At 73.3% G+C, this 17,452-nt stretch carries 13 protein-coding genes; 6 read left to right on the top strand and 7 right to left on the bottom strand.

All coding sequences use genetic code 11. The features are described from left to right. Nucleotides 1-3: 3 nt before the first annotated feature. Nucleotides 4-3,294, bottom strand: a complete 3,291-nt coding sequence (locus AC0OO9_RS00055; protein ID WP_484514533.1) for a non-ribosomal peptide synthetase — start codon at nt 3,292-3,294, stop codon at nt 4-6. Between the two features lie 283 nt (nt 3,295-3,577). Between AC0OO9_RS00055 and AC0OO9_RS00060 the strand changes: the two genes are divergently transcribed. The 5 genes from AC0OO9_RS00060 to AC0OO9_RS00080 all read left to right on the top strand — a co-directional run bounded on the left by AC0OO9_RS00060 (nt 3,578) and on the right by AC0OO9_RS00080 (nt 9,723). Further along, on the top strand, nt 3,578-4,810 hold the full coding sequence (locus AC0OO9_RS00060; RefSeq protein ID WP_484514535.1) for an MFS transporter: 1,233 nt from the start codon (nt 3,578-3,580) through the stop codon (nt 4,808-4,810). A gap of 71 nt (nt 4,811-4,881) precedes the next feature. Further along, complete coding sequence (locus tag AC0OO9_RS00065; protein WP_484514537.1) at nt 4,882-6,063, top strand: aminotransferase class I/II-fold pyridoxal phosphate-dependent enzyme; 1,182 nt, start codon at nt 4,882-4,884, stop codon at nt 6,061-6,063. Next, nucleotides 6,050-7,561: an aldehyde dehydrogenase family protein gene (locus AC0OO9_RS00070; RefSeq protein WP_484514539.1), complete on the top strand. Its 1,512-nt coding sequence runs from the start codon at nt 6,050-6,052 to the stop codon at nt 7,559-7,561. Before AC0OO9_RS00065 ends, AC0OO9_RS00070 begins: the two co-directional genes overlap by 14 nt. A 14-nt stretch (nt 7,562-7,575) precedes the next feature. Continuing rightward, nucleotides 7,576-8,478 (top strand): phytanoyl-CoA dioxygenase family protein, encoded by a 903-nt coding sequence (locus AC0OO9_RS00075; protein WP_484514540.1) that lies wholly within the window; start codon nt 7,576-7,578, stop codon nt 8,476-8,478. Beyond that, complete coding sequence (locus AC0OO9_RS00080) at nt 8,479-9,723, top strand: acyl-CoA dehydrogenase family protein (RefSeq protein WP_484514541.1); 1,245 nt, start codon at nt 8,479-8,481, stop codon at nt 9,721-9,723. Between the two features lie 63 nt (nt 9,724-9,786). Here the strand turns inward: AC0OO9_RS00080 and AC0OO9_RS00085 are convergent, their stop codons facing one another. Both AC0OO9_RS00085 and AC0OO9_RS00090 read right to left on the bottom strand, forming a co-directional pair. Then, the gene (locus AC0OO9_RS00085) at nt 9,787-11,367 is read right to left on the bottom strand and encodes an amino acid adenylation domain-containing protein (protein WP_484514543.1); all 1,581 of its coding nucleotides are present in this window, start codon (nt 11,365-11,367) and stop codon (nt 9,787-9,789) included. 183 nt (nt 11,368-11,550) lie between these two features. Then, complete coding sequence (locus tag AC0OO9_RS00090) at nt 11,551-12,915, bottom strand: hypothetical protein (RefSeq protein WP_484514544.1); 1,365 nt, start codon at nt 12,913-12,915, stop codon at nt 11,551-11,553. Nucleotides 12,916-13,065: 150 nt separating this feature from the next. On the opposite strand from AC0OO9_RS00090, the gene AC0OO9_RS00095 reads away from it, so the two are divergent. After that, on the top strand, nt 13,066-13,560 hold the full coding sequence (locus tag AC0OO9_RS00095) for a MaoC family dehydratase (protein ID WP_132239857.1): 495 nt from the start codon (nt 13,066-13,068) through the stop codon (nt 13,558-13,560). 1 nt (nt 13,561) lies between these two features. Here the strand turns inward: AC0OO9_RS00095 and AC0OO9_RS00100 are convergent, their stop codons facing one another. From AC0OO9_RS00100 to AC0OO9_RS00115, 4 genes are read right to left on the bottom strand one after another with little or no spacing between them, the layout of a single operon-like run. After that, a complete protein-coding gene (locus tag AC0OO9_RS00100; RefSeq protein ID WP_484514546.1) occupies nt 13,562-14,524 on the bottom strand; it encodes an ornithine cyclodeaminase family protein in 963 nt (320 codons plus the stop codon). Further along, the gene (locus AC0OO9_RS00105; RefSeq protein ID WP_484514548.1) at nt 14,521-15,390 is read right to left on the bottom strand and encodes an HpcH/HpaI aldolase/citrate lyase family protein; all 870 of its coding nucleotides are present in this window, start codon (nt 15,388-15,390) and stop codon (nt 14,521-14,523) included. Before AC0OO9_RS00105 ends, AC0OO9_RS00100 begins: the two co-directional genes overlap by 4 nt. Continuing rightward, nucleotides 15,387-16,640 carry an 8-amino-7-oxononanoate synthase family protein gene (locus AC0OO9_RS00110; protein ID WP_484514550.1) on the bottom strand — a complete coding sequence of 418 codons (1,254 nt, stop codon included), beginning with the start codon at nt 16,638-16,640 and terminating at the stop codon, nt 15,387-15,389. Before AC0OO9_RS00110 ends, AC0OO9_RS00105 begins: the two co-directional genes overlap by 4 nt. After that, nucleotides 16,640-17,446, bottom strand: coding sequence for a cupin-like domain-containing protein (locus AC0OO9_RS00115; RefSeq protein ID WP_484518103.1), 807 nt, complete (start codon nt 17,444-17,446; stop codon nt 16,640-16,642). The genes AC0OO9_RS00110 and AC0OO9_RS00115 overlap by 1 nt, the downstream gene beginning before the upstream one ends. Nucleotides 17,447-17,452: the final 6 nt, after the last annotated feature.

Raw genomic sequence — 17,452 nt, forward strand, 5'->3', positions numbered from 1 at the left:
GGGTCACGGCTGCCCGGGCGCGAGCCGGGCGGCCAGCTCCGCGACCGTCGGCGCGTCGAAGATGACCGCCACCTCGACGTCCGCCCCCAGCTTCGCGCCGGCCAGGGCCACGATCCGGGTGGCCGTGAGGGAGTCCCCGCCGAGGTCGAAGAAGTCGTCGTGAATGCCGATGCCCTCGCGTCCGAGCACGTCGCACCAGATGTCCAGGAGCACCCGCTCGCGCTCGTCACGCGGCCCGTCGGCCCCGGCGGCGCCGGGCTCGTCCTGGCCCGGTGGTGGCAGCGCCGCGACGTCGAGCTTCCCGTGGTTGGTCAGCGGCAGCCGGGGCAGGCTGACGAAGGCGGCCGGCACCAGGTAGTCCGGCAGCCGCCGGCGCAGGTGCGCGCGCAGGTCCGCCGTGCCCGGCAGGTCGTCGCCGACGACGTAGCCGACCAGCCGGGCGTCCCTGCCGGGCGGGTCCCGGCGTACGACGACGGCGGCCTCACGCACCGCCGGGTGGCGGCGCAGCGCGGACTCCACCTCGCCCGGCTCGATGCGGTAGCCGCGCAGGTTCAGCTGCCCGTCGCCCCGGCCGAGGAACTCCAGGACGCCGTCCGGCCCGAAGCGGGCCAGGTCGCCGGTGCGGTAGACGCGGGCACCGGGCGCGTCGGCGAACGGGTCGGGCAGGAACCGCTCCGCGGTCAGGGCCGCGTTGCCGAGGTAGCCCCGGGCCAGTCCGGCCCCGCCGACGTACACCTCCCCGGTCACACCCGGCGGCACGGGCTGCATCGCGTCGTCCAGCACGTACACCCGGACGTTGGCCATCGGCCGGCCGATCGGGACGAAGGGCCGCTCGTCGTCGGGGTCGCACGGCCAGGCGGTGCAGGAGACCGACACCTCGGTCGGGCCGTACAGGTTGAACATGGTGACGTCGAGCCGGTCGAAGACCAGCCGTTGCGTCTCGGGGGTGAGTTCCTCCACGCCCGAGACGATCCGCCGCAGCGACTTCAGGTCCGCGGCGTCGGCGGTGAGCAGCACCTCGCGCAGGGCGGTCGGCGCGAAGTCGGCGTCGGTCACCCCGTGCTGGGCGATCACCGCCGCCAGCCGGCGCGGGTCGAAGGTCGCCGTCTCGGGCATCAGCACGCTGGCCGCGCCGTTGAACAGGGCCCGGAACAGCTCGTCCAGGGAGACGTCGAAGGTGCAGGCCGCCTTGCGCAGCACCCGGTCGTGCGCGCCGAGGGGGAAGTTGCGCTGAGCCCACAGCATCCGGTTGGTGAACCCGCGGTGGGTCACCTGCACGCCCTTGGGCTGCCCGGTGGAGCCGGAGGTGAACAGGGTGTAGGCCAGGTTGTCCGGGTGCAACGGCACGGCGGGGTCGGTGGCGGGACACGTGGCGGTCAGCGACGACTCGCCGTCCAGGTCGATGATCCGCCGGCCCGGGCTCCACACCTCGTCGCACAGGTCCCCGGCGGAGATCGCGACCGCCGGGCGGACCTGCCCGAGCAGCGCATCCCGGCGGGCCTGCGGGTCGCGCGGGTTGACCGGCAGGTGGTAGCCGCCGGCCTTCAGCACCGCCAGGATCGCCACCACCTCGGCGGCGCAGCGGGGCAGACACACCGCCACCGGGTCCTCCACGCCGACGCCGAGGTCGCGCAGGTGGTGCGCCAGGCGGTTGGCCCGTTCGTCGAGTTCGCGGTACGTCGTGCGGACGTTGCCCTCGACGACCGCCACCGCGTCCGGGGTACGCCGCGCCTGCGCCTCGACGAGGCGGTGGACGAGCGCCTCGGGGCCGAGGTCGGCGGCGGTGTCGTTCCACTCGTGCAGGATCCGGTGCCGCTGCGCGTCGTCGAGCAGCGGCAGCCGCCACACGCTCGTGTCGGGCTCCCGCGCCGCCGCCACCAGCAGCAGCTCGAACTGCCGGGCCAGGGCGCGCATCGCCTCGGCCGTGAACAGGCTGGTGTCGTACTCGATCTCGCCGGTCAGCCCGTCGGCCGTCTCGGTGACCTTCATCGTCAGGTCCATCCGGGACCGGCCGGTGTCCATCTGGTGCACGTCGACCCGCAGCCCGGGCAGGTCGAGCCGCCCCGGCGGCACGTTCTGGAGCACGAAGGCGACCTGCGCGAGGGGCTGGTGGCTGCGGCTGCGCTCCGGCTGCAACTCGGCGACGAGCCGCTCGAACTGCACGTCGCGGTGGCGGAACGCGTCCAGGGAGGCGGCCTTGACCCGGGTCACCAGCTCGGCGAAGGTCGGCTCGCCGGAGAGGTCGGCCCGCACCACGATCATGTTCAGGAAGCACCCGATCAGGTGTTCCAGCTCGTGCTGCTCACGGGTGGCGATGGGGCTGGCGACGACCATGTCCCGCTGGCCGCTGTGCCGGGCCAGCAGGACGGTGAAGGCGGCGAGCAGGGTCATGTAGGTGGTGGCGCCCTGGCGCTGGCCGAGGGAGCGGATCCGTTCCGCGTCGGCCGCGCCGATCCGGAACCACTCGGAGGCGCCGACGAACTGCTGGACCGCCGGCCGCGCGCCCCGGGTGGGCAGGCTGAGCAGGGGTGGCACCCCGGCGAGTTCGGCGACCCGCTCGCGCAGGTGCGCGGTCATCCGCTGCTCGCTGACCGCGGTGCGCTGCCAGGCGGCGTAGTCGGCGTACTGGACGGGCAGGTCGGGCAGGTCCGGCGTCGCGTCGCCGGTGACGAACGCGGCGTACGTGACGGCCAGCTCGCGGCAGAAGATGGCGAACGACCAGAGGTCGCAGACGAGGTGGTGCACGGTGACCCCGAGCACGTGCAGCTCGGGGGCGATCCGGTAGAGCACGGTCCGCAGGCTCTGCCCCGCGGCGAGGTCGAGCGGGACCCGCATCTCCCGCAGGACGGCGGCCCGCAGGACCGGGTCGTCGGGGTGCGCGGCGGCGCCGGGCAGGTCGACCACGTCGATGGTCAGCGGGGCGGGCGGCGTGACGGTCTGCACGACCCGGTCGCCGACCTTGCGGAAGGCGGTACGGAGGATCTCGTGCCGGCGGACGACCTCCTCGATGCCACGGCGCAGCGCGTCCCGGTCCAGCACGCCGGTCAGGATCAGCAGCGTGGCGTCGTTGTGGTGGACGGCGTCGTCCTCCAGGTGCTCGATGAACCAGAGCCGCTCCTGCGCGAAGGACAGGGGGGCCTCGGCGGCGTCCAGGCGGGGGATTGTGGCGCTGGCGGGTGCCGGATCGGAGCGGCTGGCGCGCAGCCGCTCGTCGAGCAGCGCCCGCGCCGAACTGGACAGCCGCGCCACGCGTTGCGTGACGTCACTCGCGACCGGATGCTCCTGCCGTCCCACTGGTCCTCCGTTGTCCGTCGGTGATCCGGCCGCGGTCCGGGGCCTCCACCGGACGCGAGCGTCGCACCGATGCGGGTGCCGATCCTCGATCTCTACCAGGCCGGCTGAGCGCTTAGTCAGCAGGAGGATCGGTTATAGGGGTTTGACCTCACAATTCACGACATCTGTTCCGAGTCCTAGGGGTTGGGCAACCCGTTCCCCTGCCACATGATGGGCACGCTTGTGACGCCACCGGCGCGCCAGCACGCAGCCCGTCCGACCGGCCGACCGGAGGTGATGCCAGGTGCGCGACGACCTCCGGATCCTGGCCGACCGGTCGTACCGGATGCTGTTCCTGGCCCGCACGCTGTCGCTGCTGGGCAGCGCCGTGATCCCGGTGGCGCTCGCCTTCGCCGTCCTCGACGCGCCGGGCGGCTCCGCCACCGACCTCGGCCTCGTGCTCGCCGCCCGGTCGCTGGCGCAGGTCGCGCTGCTGCTGTTCGGCGGTGTCCTCGCCGACCGGATGAACCGCTTCCGCCTGATGGTGGGCTCCGACCTGCTGGCCTTCGCCGCGCAGGCGGTCCTGACCGTGGTGTTCGTCAGCGGCCGGCCCTCGCTGCCGGTCGTGATCGCCCTGTCCGCCGTCAACGGCGCCGCCGCCGCGCTCTTCCTGCCGGCCTCCCGCGGCGTCGTGCCGCAGGTGGTGGCCCAGGAGCAGCTCCAGTCGGCCAACGCGCTGCTGCGGCTGTCGCGCAACAGCACCACCATCGGCGGCGCGGCCCTGGCCGGAGTGCTCGTGGCCGCGCTCGGCGCCGGCTGGGCGCTGGCGGTACCCGCCGCGACCTTCCTCGGCTCCGCGCTGCTGCTGGCCGGGGTCCGGGTGTCGCACCCCGCCCGGGCCGGCGCCAGCACCATCCTCGCCGACCTGCGGGAGGGCTGGCGGGAGTTCAGCTCCCGGTCCTGGGTCTGGCTGGTGGTCGTGCAGTTCGCGTTCGTCAACGGCTGCTTCTCGGCGATCTACGTGCTCGGCCCGCTGACCGCCAAGGAGCAGCTGGGCGGCGTCGCCGCCTGGTCGGTGATCGTCACCGCGCAGGCCGTGGGCCTGGTCGGCGGCAGCCTGGTGGCGATGCGGATCCGCCCCCGCCGGCCGATGCGGGTCGCGGTGCTGGCGACCTTCGGTTTCCTCCCGCCGTTCGCGCTGATCGCGGCCGGCGCGCCGGTCTGGCTGATCGCGGCCTCGATGCTCGTCAACGGCGTCTGCGTCGACATCTTCGAGGTCCTGTGGGACACCGCCCTGCAAAACCACGTCCCCAACGAGGCGCTGTCGCGGATCAGCTCGTACGACGCCATGGGCTCGTTCGTGCTCGGCCCGCTCTGCCTGGCCGTCGTCGGCCCGGTCGCCGAGCGGATCGGCGTCGCCCAGACGCTGCTCATCGCGGGCGGGGTGCTCGGTCTGGTGACCGTCGCGACCTTCTCCGCGCGGTCGGTGCGTCAGCTGCCCGCAAAAGTCCCCGCCGCACAACCCGCCACGGTGTGAATCCGGCGACCTCGCCGGCCACGGATCAGGGTGGAGATCGGAGCAGGATGGAGCACCGGATAAGTCGGCAGATGACCGACGCGACCGACGCGTACGGGCGGCGCTTGGGGGCCTACCTCGAGCAGTCCTCCTACTCGCGGCTGCGCGGCGGCCCGGGCGTGATCGACCTCGCCTTCGGCGATCCGCACGAGTTTCCCGCGCCGGCCCTGGTCGAGGTCCTGCAGCGGCACCTGAGCCCGCAGCACACCGACTGGTTCGCCTACACCCGGGACCACCCGCCGGCCCAGGAGTCGGTGGCGGCCACCCTCAGCCGGGAACTCGCCCTGCCGTTCACCGCCGACGACGTCGCCCTGACCAACGGGGCGTTCGCGGGGCTGACCATCTGCCTGCGCAGCGTCTGCGACCCGGGCGACGAGGTGATCTACCTCGACCCCGCCTGGTTCTACTACGAGCCGATCATCGCCTCGGTCGGCGCGGTCCCCCGGCCGGTGGCGTTGACCCCCGGATCCTGGCGACTCGACGCGGAACTCGTCGCGGCGGCGATCACGCCCCGGACCAGCGCCGTCATCGTCAACAGCCCGAACAACCCGACCGGCGCGGTCTACACCGACGAGGAGTTCGCCGCCCTCGCCGAGGTGCTGCGGGAGGCGTCGGCCCGCAACGGCCGGCCGATCTACCTGCTGTCCGACGAGGCGTACCGGCGCATCGTGTTCGACGGCCGGTCGTGTCCCAGCCCGGCGACGCACTACCCGTTCACGTTCCTGGTGCACACCTACACCAAGACGCTGCTGCTGCCCGGCGAGCGCGTCGGCTACGTGGCGATCCCGCCGACCATGCCCGACCCGGCGGTGCTCCGCCGGGCCCTGACCGTGGCCCGCCTCACCACCGGCTGGGCGTTCCCCAACAACTCGCTGCTGTTCGCCCTGCCCGAGCTGGAACAGCACGCGCTACAGGTCAAGCCGATCGAGCAGCGTCGCGACCTGCTGGTCGACGCCCTGCGCGAGGCCGGGTACGAGGTCCGGCCGAGCGAGGGAACGTTCTACCTGCTGGCCCGGGTGCCGGACGCGGACGACTGGGCACACGCGGCCGTGCTCGAGGAGCGCGGCCTGCTGGTGCTGCCGGCCTCGGTGATGGGCGCGCCGGGCTACCTGCGGCTCTCCCTCACCGTCACCGACGACATGCTGGAGGAGACCATCGGCCGGCTCCGCTCGGCGCGGCCCTCGACCCGGGAGCACGCCAGTGTCCAGCGGTGACCTCCGCGAGGCCGGCGCGGCCGTGACGCTCACCGCGGCGCCGGACGCCCCGGCCCCGGGCCGCCGGGACGCGACGGTGTCCACGGAGGATGCCCGGCCCGACGTCGAGGCCACCATGGCCCGCGCCCGCCGGGCCCAGGCGGAGGTCGAGTTCTGGCCGCAGGAGCGCGTCGACGACCTGGTCGCGGCCCTCGGCTGGGCGGCCTACCAGGAGGACACCGCCCGGTCGCTGGCCGACCTCGCCTACCGGGAGACCGGCCTCGGCGACCCGGAGCACCTGTTCACGCTCTACCGGCGCCGGGTCCTCGGCACGCTGCGTGACCTGCACGGCGTCGTCACCAGCGGGATCATCGAGGAGCTGCCGGAGCGTGGCCTGCGCAGGCTGGCCAAGCCCGTCGGGGTGATCGCGGTGGCCAGCCCCGCCACCGCGCCCTGCTCCGGGGTGGTCGGCAACGCCCTGCCGATGCTGAAGACCCGCAACGCGGTGGTCATCACCCCCAACCCCCGGGCCCGGCACTCCGCGGCCCGCACCGTCGAGCTGCTGCGTGGGGCCCTGGAGACGGTCGGCGCCCCGCCGGACCTCGTCCAGTGCCTGCCGGTCACCGACCGGCAGACCACCGAGGCCCTGATGGCCGCCGCCGACCTGGTGATCGCCGCCGGCGGGCCCGGCACGGTACGCCGGGCGTACCGCAGCGGCACCCCGGCGATCAGCGCGGGCGTCGGCAACCCGGCGGTGATCGTGGACGACTCGGCCGACGTGGCCGCCGCGGCGGAGCTGATCGTGCTGGGCGGCAGCTTCAACAACGGCACCTCCTGCTCGTCGGAGAGCAACGTGCTGGTGGACGCCGGGATCGCGGCCGCCTTCCTCGACCAGTTGGCCCGGCAGGGCGCCCACCTGTGCGACCCGGCCGAGACGGCACGGCTGCGTACGCTGCTCTGGCCGGACGGGCGGGGGCTCAACCGCGACGCGGTCGGTCGACCCGCCGCGGCGCTCGCCGCCGCCGCCGGGATCGACCTGGCCGAGCCGACCAAGACCACCGCCCTGGTGGCCCAGCTGCCGCCCCTGGCGCCCGGCGGTGTCCCGGCGCTCGACGACCCGATGCTCGGCGAGAAGCTGGCGCCGGTCTTCACCGTGTCGACGTACAGCGCCTTCGACGACGCGCTGGCCGCGGTGGAGACGCTGCTGGGGCGGATCGGGCAGGGCCACAGCTGCGGCATCCACACCGACCGGCCCGACCGGGTGGTCAGGCTGGCCGAGCGGGCCCGCGCCGGACGGGTGATGGTCAACCAGTCGACCGCCGTGGGCAACAGCGGCAGCTTCGACAACGGGATGCCGTTCACCCAGGTCATCGCCAGCGGCAGCTGGGGCGGTTGCTCCCGGTCGGAGAACGTGACCTGGCGCGACTTCCTCAACTACACCTACGTCTCACATCCCCTGCCGTTCAGCCTGCCGGACGAGGAGACCCTCTTCGGCGCCCACTGGCGACGCCTTCCCTGACGGAGACCCCGCACATGGACATCAGCCCTCCCGAGGCGCCACCGCGCGACCTGACCCAGGCCGAGATCGACGCGTTCCACACCGACGGCGTGGTCCGGCTCTCCGGCATGATCGACGACAGGTGGCTCGGCCGGATCGCCGAAGGCGTCGAGTACCTGCTCGCCAACCCGACCGTGCTGGCGCAGGCGACCGCGTTGCTGGGTGGCGGCGGGTTCGCCGGGGACGCCTTCATGTGGAAGACCCACGACGGCTTCCGCGACTTCATGTTCTTCTCCCCCGCGGCGCGCATCGCCCAGCAGCTGTTCGGCTCCACCGCGATCACCGCCTTCTACGACCAGATCTTCGCCAAGCCGGCCGGATCGGGTGCCCCGACGCCGTTCCACGAGGACGTCAGCTCCTGGCCGATCGCGGGCGGGCAGGTGTGCGCGATGTGGATCCCCCTCGACCCGTGCACCCCCGACACCGCCGCGCTGCAGGTGGTGCGCGGTTCGCACCGCTGGGGCCGGCGCTACGTGCCGATCACCCCGGGGGCCACCCACCTCGGCCGGCGCGAGGAACTCGAGGCGGTGCCGGACGTGTCCGACCACGAGATCCTGAGTTGGGACCTCACGCCCGGCGACATCGTGCTGTTCCACCCGGCCGCGTTGCACGGTGCCACCGGCACCGGCACCGAGCGGCAGCGTCGGGCGTTCGTCTCCCGGTGGGTGGGCGACGGCGTCACCTTCCAGCCGCAGCACGCCGTCCTGCCGCTGCTGTGGGAACACGGCCTGCGGCCCGGTGATCCCATCGGGGGTCCGCTGTTCCCGAGGGTGCTGCCGACGCCGGTACCGACGGAGACCGGCGCCCGCTTCGACGGCCCGCAGCAACCCCACGCCGAGCGGGCGGAGGAGTTCCTCACCATCCTGAGGATGCTGTAGGTGTTCGGAGAACTCACCGCCACGACCGCCGCCGGCCGGGATCTGGTCTCCCTCGCCGAGGGCCACGTCGGCACCCTCGCCGAACGGGCCGGCCGGCACGACCGGGACAACACGTTCGTCGCCGACAACTTCGCCGACCTGCGCGACAGCGGGCTGCTCGCCGCGTGCGCCCCGACCCGGCACGGCGGGCTGGGGGTCCGCTCCCTGCACGACGTGCTGGTGGCCGTCTCCCGGCTTGCCCGGGGCTGCGGGTCGACGGCCATCTGCGCGAACATGCACATGGCCTCGGTATGGGGGCAGGTCCGCCGGTGGGAGCGGGCCGAGGCGGACGGCGACCAGGTCCGGGCGGCCCAGCTCGACGCGATCCTGGAGGCGTTGGGCGGCTCCGACCTGATCATGGCCGGGGCCTCCACCGAACCGGGCGCGACGTGGAACGGCGCGCTCACCGAGGCCGTCCGCAAGGACGACGAGTACGTCATCACCGGGCGCAAGACCTTCGTCACCAACTCGGCGGTCGCGGACTCGTTCAACGTCGCGGTCCGGGTCGCCGATCCCGACGGCGGGTGGCGGCACGCCGAGGCCGTCGTCCTGGCCGGCACGCCCGGGCTCACCGTGCTCGGCGACTGGGACGCGCTGGGCATGCGGGGCTCGGGCAGCCACGGGCTCCTGCTGGAGGACTGCGTCGTGCCCGCCGACCGGGTCACCGTCGGGGAGCCGTTCGGCCCGCCGACGCCGGAGGACCTGGCGCGCTCGTGCGCGATCAACTTCCCCCTGCTGGGCGCCTCACTGGGGATCGCCGAGGCGGCCTTCCAGATCGCCGTGGAACACGCCACCAGGGTGCCCCGGCAGCCCGGACGGGCGGCGCCGGCACACCACCCGTCCGTGCAGCGGGAGATCGCCACCATGGAACTCGACCTGGCGGCCGCCCGGGGGGTGCTGGAGCGCTCCGGACGCCTGGTGGACGCCCTCTTCGCCGCCGGCGACCCGGCGCAGCGGTCCGAGGCCGCCGTCCGCGACGTCGTACGGGGGTGGCAGACCGCGAAGCTGCTGGCGAACCGGACGGCGGTGAGCACTGTCGACCGGGCCATGACGATCTGCGGCGGGGCGTCCTTCAGCAGCCGGCACCCCCTGTCCCGGCTGTACCGCGACGCCCGCGCGGGCGGCTTCATGCAGCCGTTCGGATCGCTCGACGGCTACCCGTACATCGGGCGGGTCGCGCTCGGACTCGACCCGCACGCCGACTGAGGCCGCCGCGGTGGCGTGCGCCACCGACCCGTCCTGCCGAGCCGGGGACGGCCGGGTCGGGAGCTACCGTCGCGCGGCGGGCCTGCCGGGTGCCGGCAACGCGCGCACGTCCAGCTTCCCGCTCGGCGTCCGGGGCAGCTCGTCGAGGCACACCACGGCCCCGGGCAGCAGGTAGTCGGGCAGCGTCTCGCGGAGCTGGTCGCGCAGCTCGCGGGCGGTCGGTCCGGGCGGCTCGCTCGGCACGACGTACGCGACGAGGCGCGGGACGGAGCCGGTCCCGGCGACCGGCACCACCGCCGCCCGGCGCACCCCGGCGCACCGGCGTACCGCCTGTTCCACCTCGCCCAGCTCGACGCGGTGGCCCCGGATCTTGACCTGGCCGTCGCGGCGGCCGTGGAACTCCACCAGTCCGTCGGGGTGGCGGGTCACCAGGTCGCCCGTGCGGTAGCACCGGCCTTCGGGATGGTCGGTCGGGAACATCTCGCCGGTCGTCGCGGGGTCGTCGCGGTAGCCGCGGGCGAGCCCCGCGCCGAAGATCAGCAGCTCCCCCTCGACGCCCGCCGCGACCGGGCGCAGGTCGGCGTCGACGACGGCGACCCGCGCGTTGTCGATCGGGCGGCCGATCGGCACGGTGGCGGTGCCCGGGCGTGCCGCCGGGTCGGTCGGCACCTCGAAGGTGAGCGCGCCGACGGTGGTCTCGGTCGGACCGTAGTGGTTGACCATCCGCACGTCCGACAGCTCGCGGACCTGGTCCACCAGCTCCCACCGGCACACCTCGCCACCGACGATGAGCAGGCGGCGGGGCAGGGCCCGCTCCGCCGCCTCGTCGAGCAACGCCGCCAGGTGCGAGGGGGTGATCTTCAGGACGTCGACGCGGTGCTCGTCCTGGTAGTCGGCGAAGTCGTCGGGGTCCGTCGCGGTCTCGGTGGGCACCAGGTGGACCGTGTCTCCCCCGGTGAGCGCCGGGAAGACCGCGGTGTGCCCGAGGTCCGTCGCGAGGCTGGTCACCGACGCGAAGCGCAGCCGTTCGCCGTCGGCCCGTTCCGGCTCGACCAGCCGGGCGACGAAGGCCGCGTAGTTGGCCAGGGCCGCGTGCGGGATCTCGACGACCTTGGGTACGCCGGTGGAGCCGGACGTGAACACGGTGTAGGCGAGCTGGTCCCCCGCGACCGGCGGCGGTCCGCCCAGCGCCCCGGTGCGCTCCGCCGCCGCCCCCGCGCCGATCCAGCCGGCCAGGTCGACGGCGAGCACCACCTGCCCGGACACCGGCGGGTCGCCGCGATCCGTCACCACGACGGCCGCCCCGCAGCCGCGCAGCTGGCTCTCGACGCGCGCCCGGGGCTGGTTGGCGTCCACACAGGCGTAGCCGGTCCCGGCGTGCAGCGCGGCCAGGCACGCCACCAGCTGGGCGGCGCCCCGGTCGGCCAGGACGGCCACGGGGGCGGCTGTCGCACCGTGGCGCCGCAACACGTCGGCGAGACCCGCGACGGCGTGGCGCAGCTCGGCGTAGCTCAGCGTCGCGTCCGCGCCGACGACGGCCGTACGGTGACCGTGCCGTTGCGCGGCCGCCCAGATCAGCGCGGGCACCGCCCGGTCGGGGTGCCACCCGGTCGGCGGTCCGGGCACCTCGGGATCGGCGGGCATGGCAGGTCCCTTCGGTTCGACGGCGGCGGGCCGACAGGTCGCCGGTCGACCGTGGGGCCGCGCGGCACGGGCTTGCGGTGGCAGCGATCGTGACACGGGGGCCGCACCGCGACAACACCTCATTCGTGCCGCGGACCCCCTATCGTCGGGGCCGCGCGGCGGACGACGACGCGTCCGGTGTGGTCAGACGGCCACCATGCAGTTGTCGGAGCCGCTGTCGCGCCCCCGGGCGCTGACGATCCCGGCGGAGCCGTCGCCGTAGTAGCGGCAGAACAGGCCCGCCGCGCGGCCGCCGAACAGCAGCGGCCCGATCACCGGGGCGACCTCGACGTCGTGGGGCTCGTCGGCGCCGTCGGCGACGAGCGAGACCCGGCACGTGCGTGGCGCCACGAAGTCCTGCACCACGCTGGTGCCGTCGGCGGCGGCCTCGGCGACGGCGGACTCCCACGTCGCCTGGTCGACCTCGCTGCCGATGACCACCTGCTTGCCGCTCTCCCCCAGGCCCGCCTTGAGCACCAGCAGGTCCCGGTTCGCCACGACGAACGGGAGCAGCTCGACCTCCCGACCCGCGCGGCTGGTGCGGCGGTCCGCGAGGATCCGCGTCCACGGCACGTACCTGTCGACGAGGCTCCGGTCGGCCGCGCTCATCCACGGCCGGCCCTCCGAGAGCAGGCCCATGGTCAGCTTGCTGTGCATGAAGGTCGACGTCTGGGTGCCCACGAGCAGGCAGCCGTTGTCGAGCGCGTCCTGCACGTAGCTGGTGTCGAGACCGGCGTCGAGCCAGTCCGGGATGGTGAAGTTGCGCAGCCCGATCGGGTAGCGCAGGTGGGGTGGGCAGTCCCACGCCTCCGGCAGCTCCTCGGGCTCGAAGAAGCGGGCGGTGAGGCCGTGGTTGTTGAGGTAGTCGGCCTCCAGCTGGAAGTAGCGGCTCTGCACGCCGTAGACCCGGGCGCTGCCGACGATGGCCACCCGGGGCGCCAGCCCCAGCTCGGCGCAGAGCGAGCGGTACATCTCGGCGCGTACGGCGAACGGGTCCGGGGAGCTGAACGGGGTCCTGCCCGTCGCGTCGGCGTGCAGCCTGCGCCACACCTCCAGGCGGCTGTGCGTCTCCACCACGCCGCCGAGCGCGCCGCTGACGTTGAACTCCAGGAACTGGGGCCCGTCCGGCCCGATGACCACGTCCGGCCGCACGACGCAGTCCGGATAGCGCTCCTCGACGAACGGATCCCGCACGAACAGCTGGTCCTCGCTCTGCGGCATGCGGTAGGCCGCCAGCCGGCCCTGCGTGGTGGGGGCCGTCTCGAGGGCGGTGCGGCGGAGCAGGTCGACAAGCGCGGCGGCCGCCCGGAAGATCTCGGCGTAGGACGCGCGCGGGATGGCGATCGGTGCCGCCGGCAACAGCCGCTGGTAGGGCCAGCCCGTGTCCCGCAGCTCGTGGCGGAGCATCGCGCGGATCGTCTCCGCCGGCGCGGCGGGCGCCACGCGGTGGGTGCCGAACCACGGATGCCCGGCCGGCCCCGCACTGCCGACATGCTCGCGCACGGTCATCTGACGCTCCCCGGAATCGCACGTCGGGCCGGCGCCGGTGCGTGTTCGCCGCGGGGCCGGTGTCTCCGAAACGATGATCGACATAGACTAACATTCACGTCCGACGGGGACCGCGTCGGTTCGTCCACCTCTGACACGGGAGAACCGCCGATGACCTTGCGTCATGTCCAGGGCAACGAGTACCGCGAAGAGCACGGCGGGGACTACGAGGACTTCGAGCCCGGCATGGTGATCCGGCACTGGCCGGGCCGCACCATCTCCGAGACCGACAACACCTGGCTGACCCTGCTCACCATGAACCAGCACCCGCTGCACTTCGACGAGCACTACGGCGCGGGCAGCGAGTACGGGCGGGTGCTCGTCAACAGCGGGATCACCCTGTGCCTGATCGGCGGCATGACCGTGCAGGCCCTGTCGGCGCGGGCGGTGGCGAACCTCGGCTGGGACAAGGTCCGCCTGCGGGAGCCGGTGTTCGTCGGGGACACGTTGTACGCCACCAGCCGCATCCTCGACAAGCGCCTGAGCCGGTCCCGGCCCGGCCAGGGCATCGTCACGGTGGAGACGACGGGCACGAAGTCCACCGGCGAGACGGTCATCGTCTTCGAGCGTTCCTTCATGGTCCGCTGCCGGGACAGCTCCGCCTGACCTACGCCACGGACGCCGCCCCCTCGTGCAGCGCCACGGCGGCGGCGGTGTCCTCGATGGCCATCCCGACCGTACGCAGGACCGACGTCCGCCCGACGACCTGCACCCCGCCGGTGACCAGCGTGCCCAGCTCGTGCAGGTCGTCCACGCCGATCAGGCCGGCGGCCAGGGCGGCGCGCACCTCACCGGCGCCGTCCAGCGCGGCGGTGCGCTCCTCGACGACCGCCACGGCGTCGGCCAGCAGGGCGGGGTCGAGTTCGATCGCGTCCGGGTGGGTGCCGCCGATGACGTTGACGTGCGCCCCGGGCGCCACCCAGTCCGCCTCCACCAGCGGCGTGTTGTCGCTGGTGGAGGTCGCCGTGCAGATGATCGCCGCGTCGGCGACGGCGGCCTTGGCGCTGTCGCAGACGCTCGCGTGCACCGGATGGGGCACGGCGTCGCGCACCCAGTCGGCGAACTGCTCCGCGCGGTCCCGGGTCCGCGAGAACACCCGTACGCTGCGGATCCGGCGCACCGCCGCCACCGCGCGCACCAGCGACCGAGCCTGCACCCCCGCCCCGATGACCGCGAGGTCCTCGGCGTCCTCGGCGGTGCACCAGCGGGTCGCCAGGGCGGCGACCGCACCGGTGCGCACGGCGGTCAGCTCCGCGCCGTCGAGCAGGGCCGTGATCTGCCCGGTGGTCAGGTCCGTCAGCGCGACGACCCCGTGGATCAGCGGCAGGCCGCGCCCGGGGTTGTCGGGGGTGAGCGTGGTGATCTTGACGCTGCCCACCCCGCGCCGCTCCCAGACGGCGGGGCTGACCAGCAGGACCCGCTGGGGGCCGTGCTCGATGACGGTGCGCGCCGGGGAGTCCGTCCGGCCGGCGACCAGGTCCGCGAACATCTCGCCCAGCGCGTCGATCACCCGCACGAGTTGGGGCGTGCCCGCCATCTGTGCGGCGTCGACCGTCACCGGCCCGGTCATCCGGCAGCTCCGTCGGTGCCGAACCGGGCGGCCCAGGCGTCCTCGCGCGACACGGTGGCGCGGGCCATCCGGGCGAACGGCGGGCCGACCATGTTGCCGTCCAGCACGGCGATCCCGCCGTTGGCCGCCCGTACGGCGTCGGCCACCCTGCGCGCCAGGCGCAGGTCGTCGGCCTGGGGGCGCAGCACCCGGTTGATCTCGTCGAGCTCGCCCGGGTGCACCGTCGCCTTGCCGTGGAAGCCGAGCGCCCGCACGCGGGTGGTCTCCTGCGCCAGGACGGCCGGCTCGGCGAGCCGGAAGTTGGCGGTGTCGATGCAGGCGGTGCCGTGCCGGGCGCAGGCCAGCGCCATCGCCTGCCGGGCGGCGAGCATGGCCTCCCAGGTGATCTCGACCCCGAGCGTGGCGGCCAGATCAGCCGAGCCGAGGACGAGCCCGTCACTCGCCCCGGCGATCGCGTCGATCTCCGTGACCGCCTCCACGGTCTCCACCGTCACGTAGATCTCCGGATGCGCGTCCGCGCTGGCCAGGATCTGCCGCAGCAGGGCCACCTCGGCCGCCGACGTCACCATCGTCATCATGACGATGCCGGGCCGCACCGAGCACTCCGTGAGGGCCACCAGGTCCTGCACCGCCGCGACGCTGCCCAGCTGGTTGATGCGTACCGCGACGTTCTCCGGCCGGGGCGCCTTCTCCAGCGCGGCCCGGCACACGGTGCGCGCGGCCGGCTTCTCGGCCGCCGGTACGGAGTCCTCCAGGTCGATCAGGTGCACGTCCGCGTCGTAGGACCACGCCTTCACGACCCGGTCCAGCGACAGCGCCGGGGTGTAGAGGATGCTGCGCGGGATCGCCCGCGCGGCGCCGGTCATCGGGTCACCGGCTCGGGTCGCGCGTCGGCCGGGCGGGCGCCCGCCTCGACGAGCACGGAGCACAGCCGGGTGATCTGCTCCTCGGTCTGGCCCGCGCGCAGCATGACCCGCAGGCCGGCGGTGCCGCGGGCGACGATCGGGAAGAACACCGGCGAGGTGTAGAACCCGGCCGCGAAGACCCGCTGGGCCGCCTCGACGACGGTCTCGTCGCTCATCGGCACGACCCGGATCGGGTACGTGCTGCCGGACTGCTCGGTGGCCAGCAGGGAGTCGAACAGCGCGATGTTGGCCCGCAGCCGCCCCTGCAGCCGGGTGAGCTCCTCGGTGCGGTGGATCTCCGCCGAGGCGAGCGCGGCGCCCACGGCGGCGGCGTTCATCTTCTGCGAGTAGCCCAGGGGCCCCGCGAAGCGTTCGACGATCCGCCGCGTCTCCTTGGGGAAGCCGTCGAGCAGGATCGCCGTGCCGCCCGCCCCGAAGCCCTTGCTCAGGGTCGCGACGGTGATGGTGCGGTCGTCGCGCACCGGACAGTGCGAGCGGACGTAGCCGATGCCGCGCTCGCCGTACGCCGACAGCGAGTGCGAGTCGTCGTAGAAGACCATCATGTTGTACTTGTCCTGCAGCACGGCCAGTTCCTCGACGGGCGCGTAGCCGCCCAGGCTGTCCGAGCCGTCCACGACGTAGCAGACGCGTTCGTAGGTGCGGCACATGTCCTCGAGGTAGTCGAGGTCGTGGTGGCGGCAGGTGACGACCTCGGTCTCGTCAGCGCAGTTCGGCTTGGCGTTGGCCATCGACACGTGCGCGTTCTTGTCGAAGACCATCAGCGGCCGGGTGCCGTTGCCGAGGTGCCCCGACGCGATCAGCGGCAGCAGGCCGGTGCTGGCCGCCGCCGTGGAGATCGCGCTGATCACCATGGCGTCGAACAGCTCGCCCAGCGACTCCTCCAGCTCCAGCAGCACCGACGTCTGCACGCGGGTGCGCGGGATGCAGTGGTCCAGCACGCCGAAGCGGCGCAGCGCGGCGACGGCCCCGTCGATCACCTCGGGGTGGGTGTCGAGGTCCAGGTAGGAGCAGACGGTGAAGTTGACGAACTCGTGGCCGTCGGCCATCCGGAACACGCCGTCGGAGAGGTCGCCGACGATGCCCGCGACCCCGTGCTCCTCGGACATGTTCCAGAAGGTGTTCCCCACACCGATGAGCTTGTCGTTGTTGCGGTAGCGGTGGGTGGGGGTGATGGACTTGCGCTCGCTCATCAGGAGTTCACCTCGGTGGGCTTGTAGCTGTAGACACCCTTGACCCTCCGGTAGGCGTACGTGTACAGCGCGACGCCGAGCGCGTGCGGCCTGCGGAGGATCTTCTTCGACTTCAGCCAGAAATTGACGTTGATGTTCATCTCGTCCAGCGACTCGGCCTGGTGCCACCAGCCGAGCGGCAGGTAGAGCATGTGGCCAGGTTCGAGGACGAAGTCACGACGCTGGGCCAGCTTGGGCGCCACCCTCGGGAAGCGCACCAGGTCGACGTTGTCCAGGTCGAAGACCTGGGACTTGTCCCCGAAGCCGCGCAGCACCGAACGCGGATAGTACTCGCGGGAACCGGGCGGGGCGATGATGAACCGCTTACGGCCCTCCAGCGCGATGTTGAAGTTCTCGAACTCGTCGAAGTGGTTCTTGGTGAACACGCCGCGGTGGCTGATCCACAGGTTCGCCGCGTACAGCGAGTCGCCGTAGCCGAAGAACTTGTCCGCGTCGAAGCCGATGACGGCGTTCACGTCGGCCGGGCTGTTGCGGATGTTCGACACCACCCGGTGCCACGTGCCCGGGGTCGTCAGGTGCCGCTCGTCGGCGAAGAAGTCGCGCAGCTTGATGTCGCGGGTCTCCCAGCGCCCCGGATGGTTCTTGTCGCCCGGCTCGGTGAACAGGGTGACGGTCATGTCGGCCAGCCGGCTCGCCACGCCGTCGCGGCCGAGCCCCTGCACGTCGGGCGGCAGCGCGATCACCACGGGCACGTCGGCCTTGAACAGGCCGCCGGGGCCGACGGCCATGAACTCGTCGAAGGTCATGCGGGC

This window comes from Micromonospora sp. USAFONa4, assembly GCF_057197825.1.

What these genes read in the sequence shown, in the direction of transcription:
- AC0OO9_RS00105 (WP_484514548.1), bottom strand. Translation starts at nt 15,390, where the DNA reads ATGACCGGCGCCGCGCGGGCGATCCCGCGCAGCATCCTCTACACCCCG.
- AC0OO9_RS00090 (WP_484514544.1), bottom strand. Translation starts at nt 12,915, where the DNA reads ATGACCGTGCGCGAGCATGTCGGCAGTGCGGGGCCGGCCGGGCATCCG.
- AC0OO9_RS00115 (WP_484518103.1), bottom strand. Translation starts at nt 17,446, where the DNA reads ATGACCTTCGACGAGTTCATGGCCGTCGGCCCCGGCGGCCTGTTCAAG.
- AC0OO9_RS00065 (WP_484514537.1), top strand. Translation starts at nt 4,882, where the DNA reads ATGACCGACGCGACCGACGCGTACGGGCGGCGCTTGGGGGCCTACCTC.
- AC0OO9_RS00110 (WP_484514550.1), bottom strand. Translation starts at nt 16,640, where the DNA reads ATGAGCGAGCGCAAGTCCATCACCCCCACCCACCGCTACCGCAACAAC.
- AC0OO9_RS00075 (WP_484514540.1), top strand. Translation starts at nt 7,576, where the DNA reads ATGGACATCAGCCCTCCCGAGGCGCCACCGCGCGACCTGACCCAGGCC.
- AC0OO9_RS00095 (WP_132239857.1), top strand. Translation starts at nt 13,066, where the DNA reads ATGACCTTGCGTCATGTCCAGGGCAACGAGTACCGCGAAGAGCACGGC.
- AC0OO9_RS00100 (WP_484514546.1), bottom strand. Translation starts at nt 14,524, where the DNA reads ATGACCGGGCCGGTGACGGTCGACGCCGCACAGATGGCGGGCACGCCC.
- AC0OO9_RS00085 (WP_484514543.1), bottom strand. Translation starts at nt 11,367, where the DNA reads ATGCCCGCCGATCCCGAGGTGCCCGGACCGCCGACCGGGTGGCACCCC.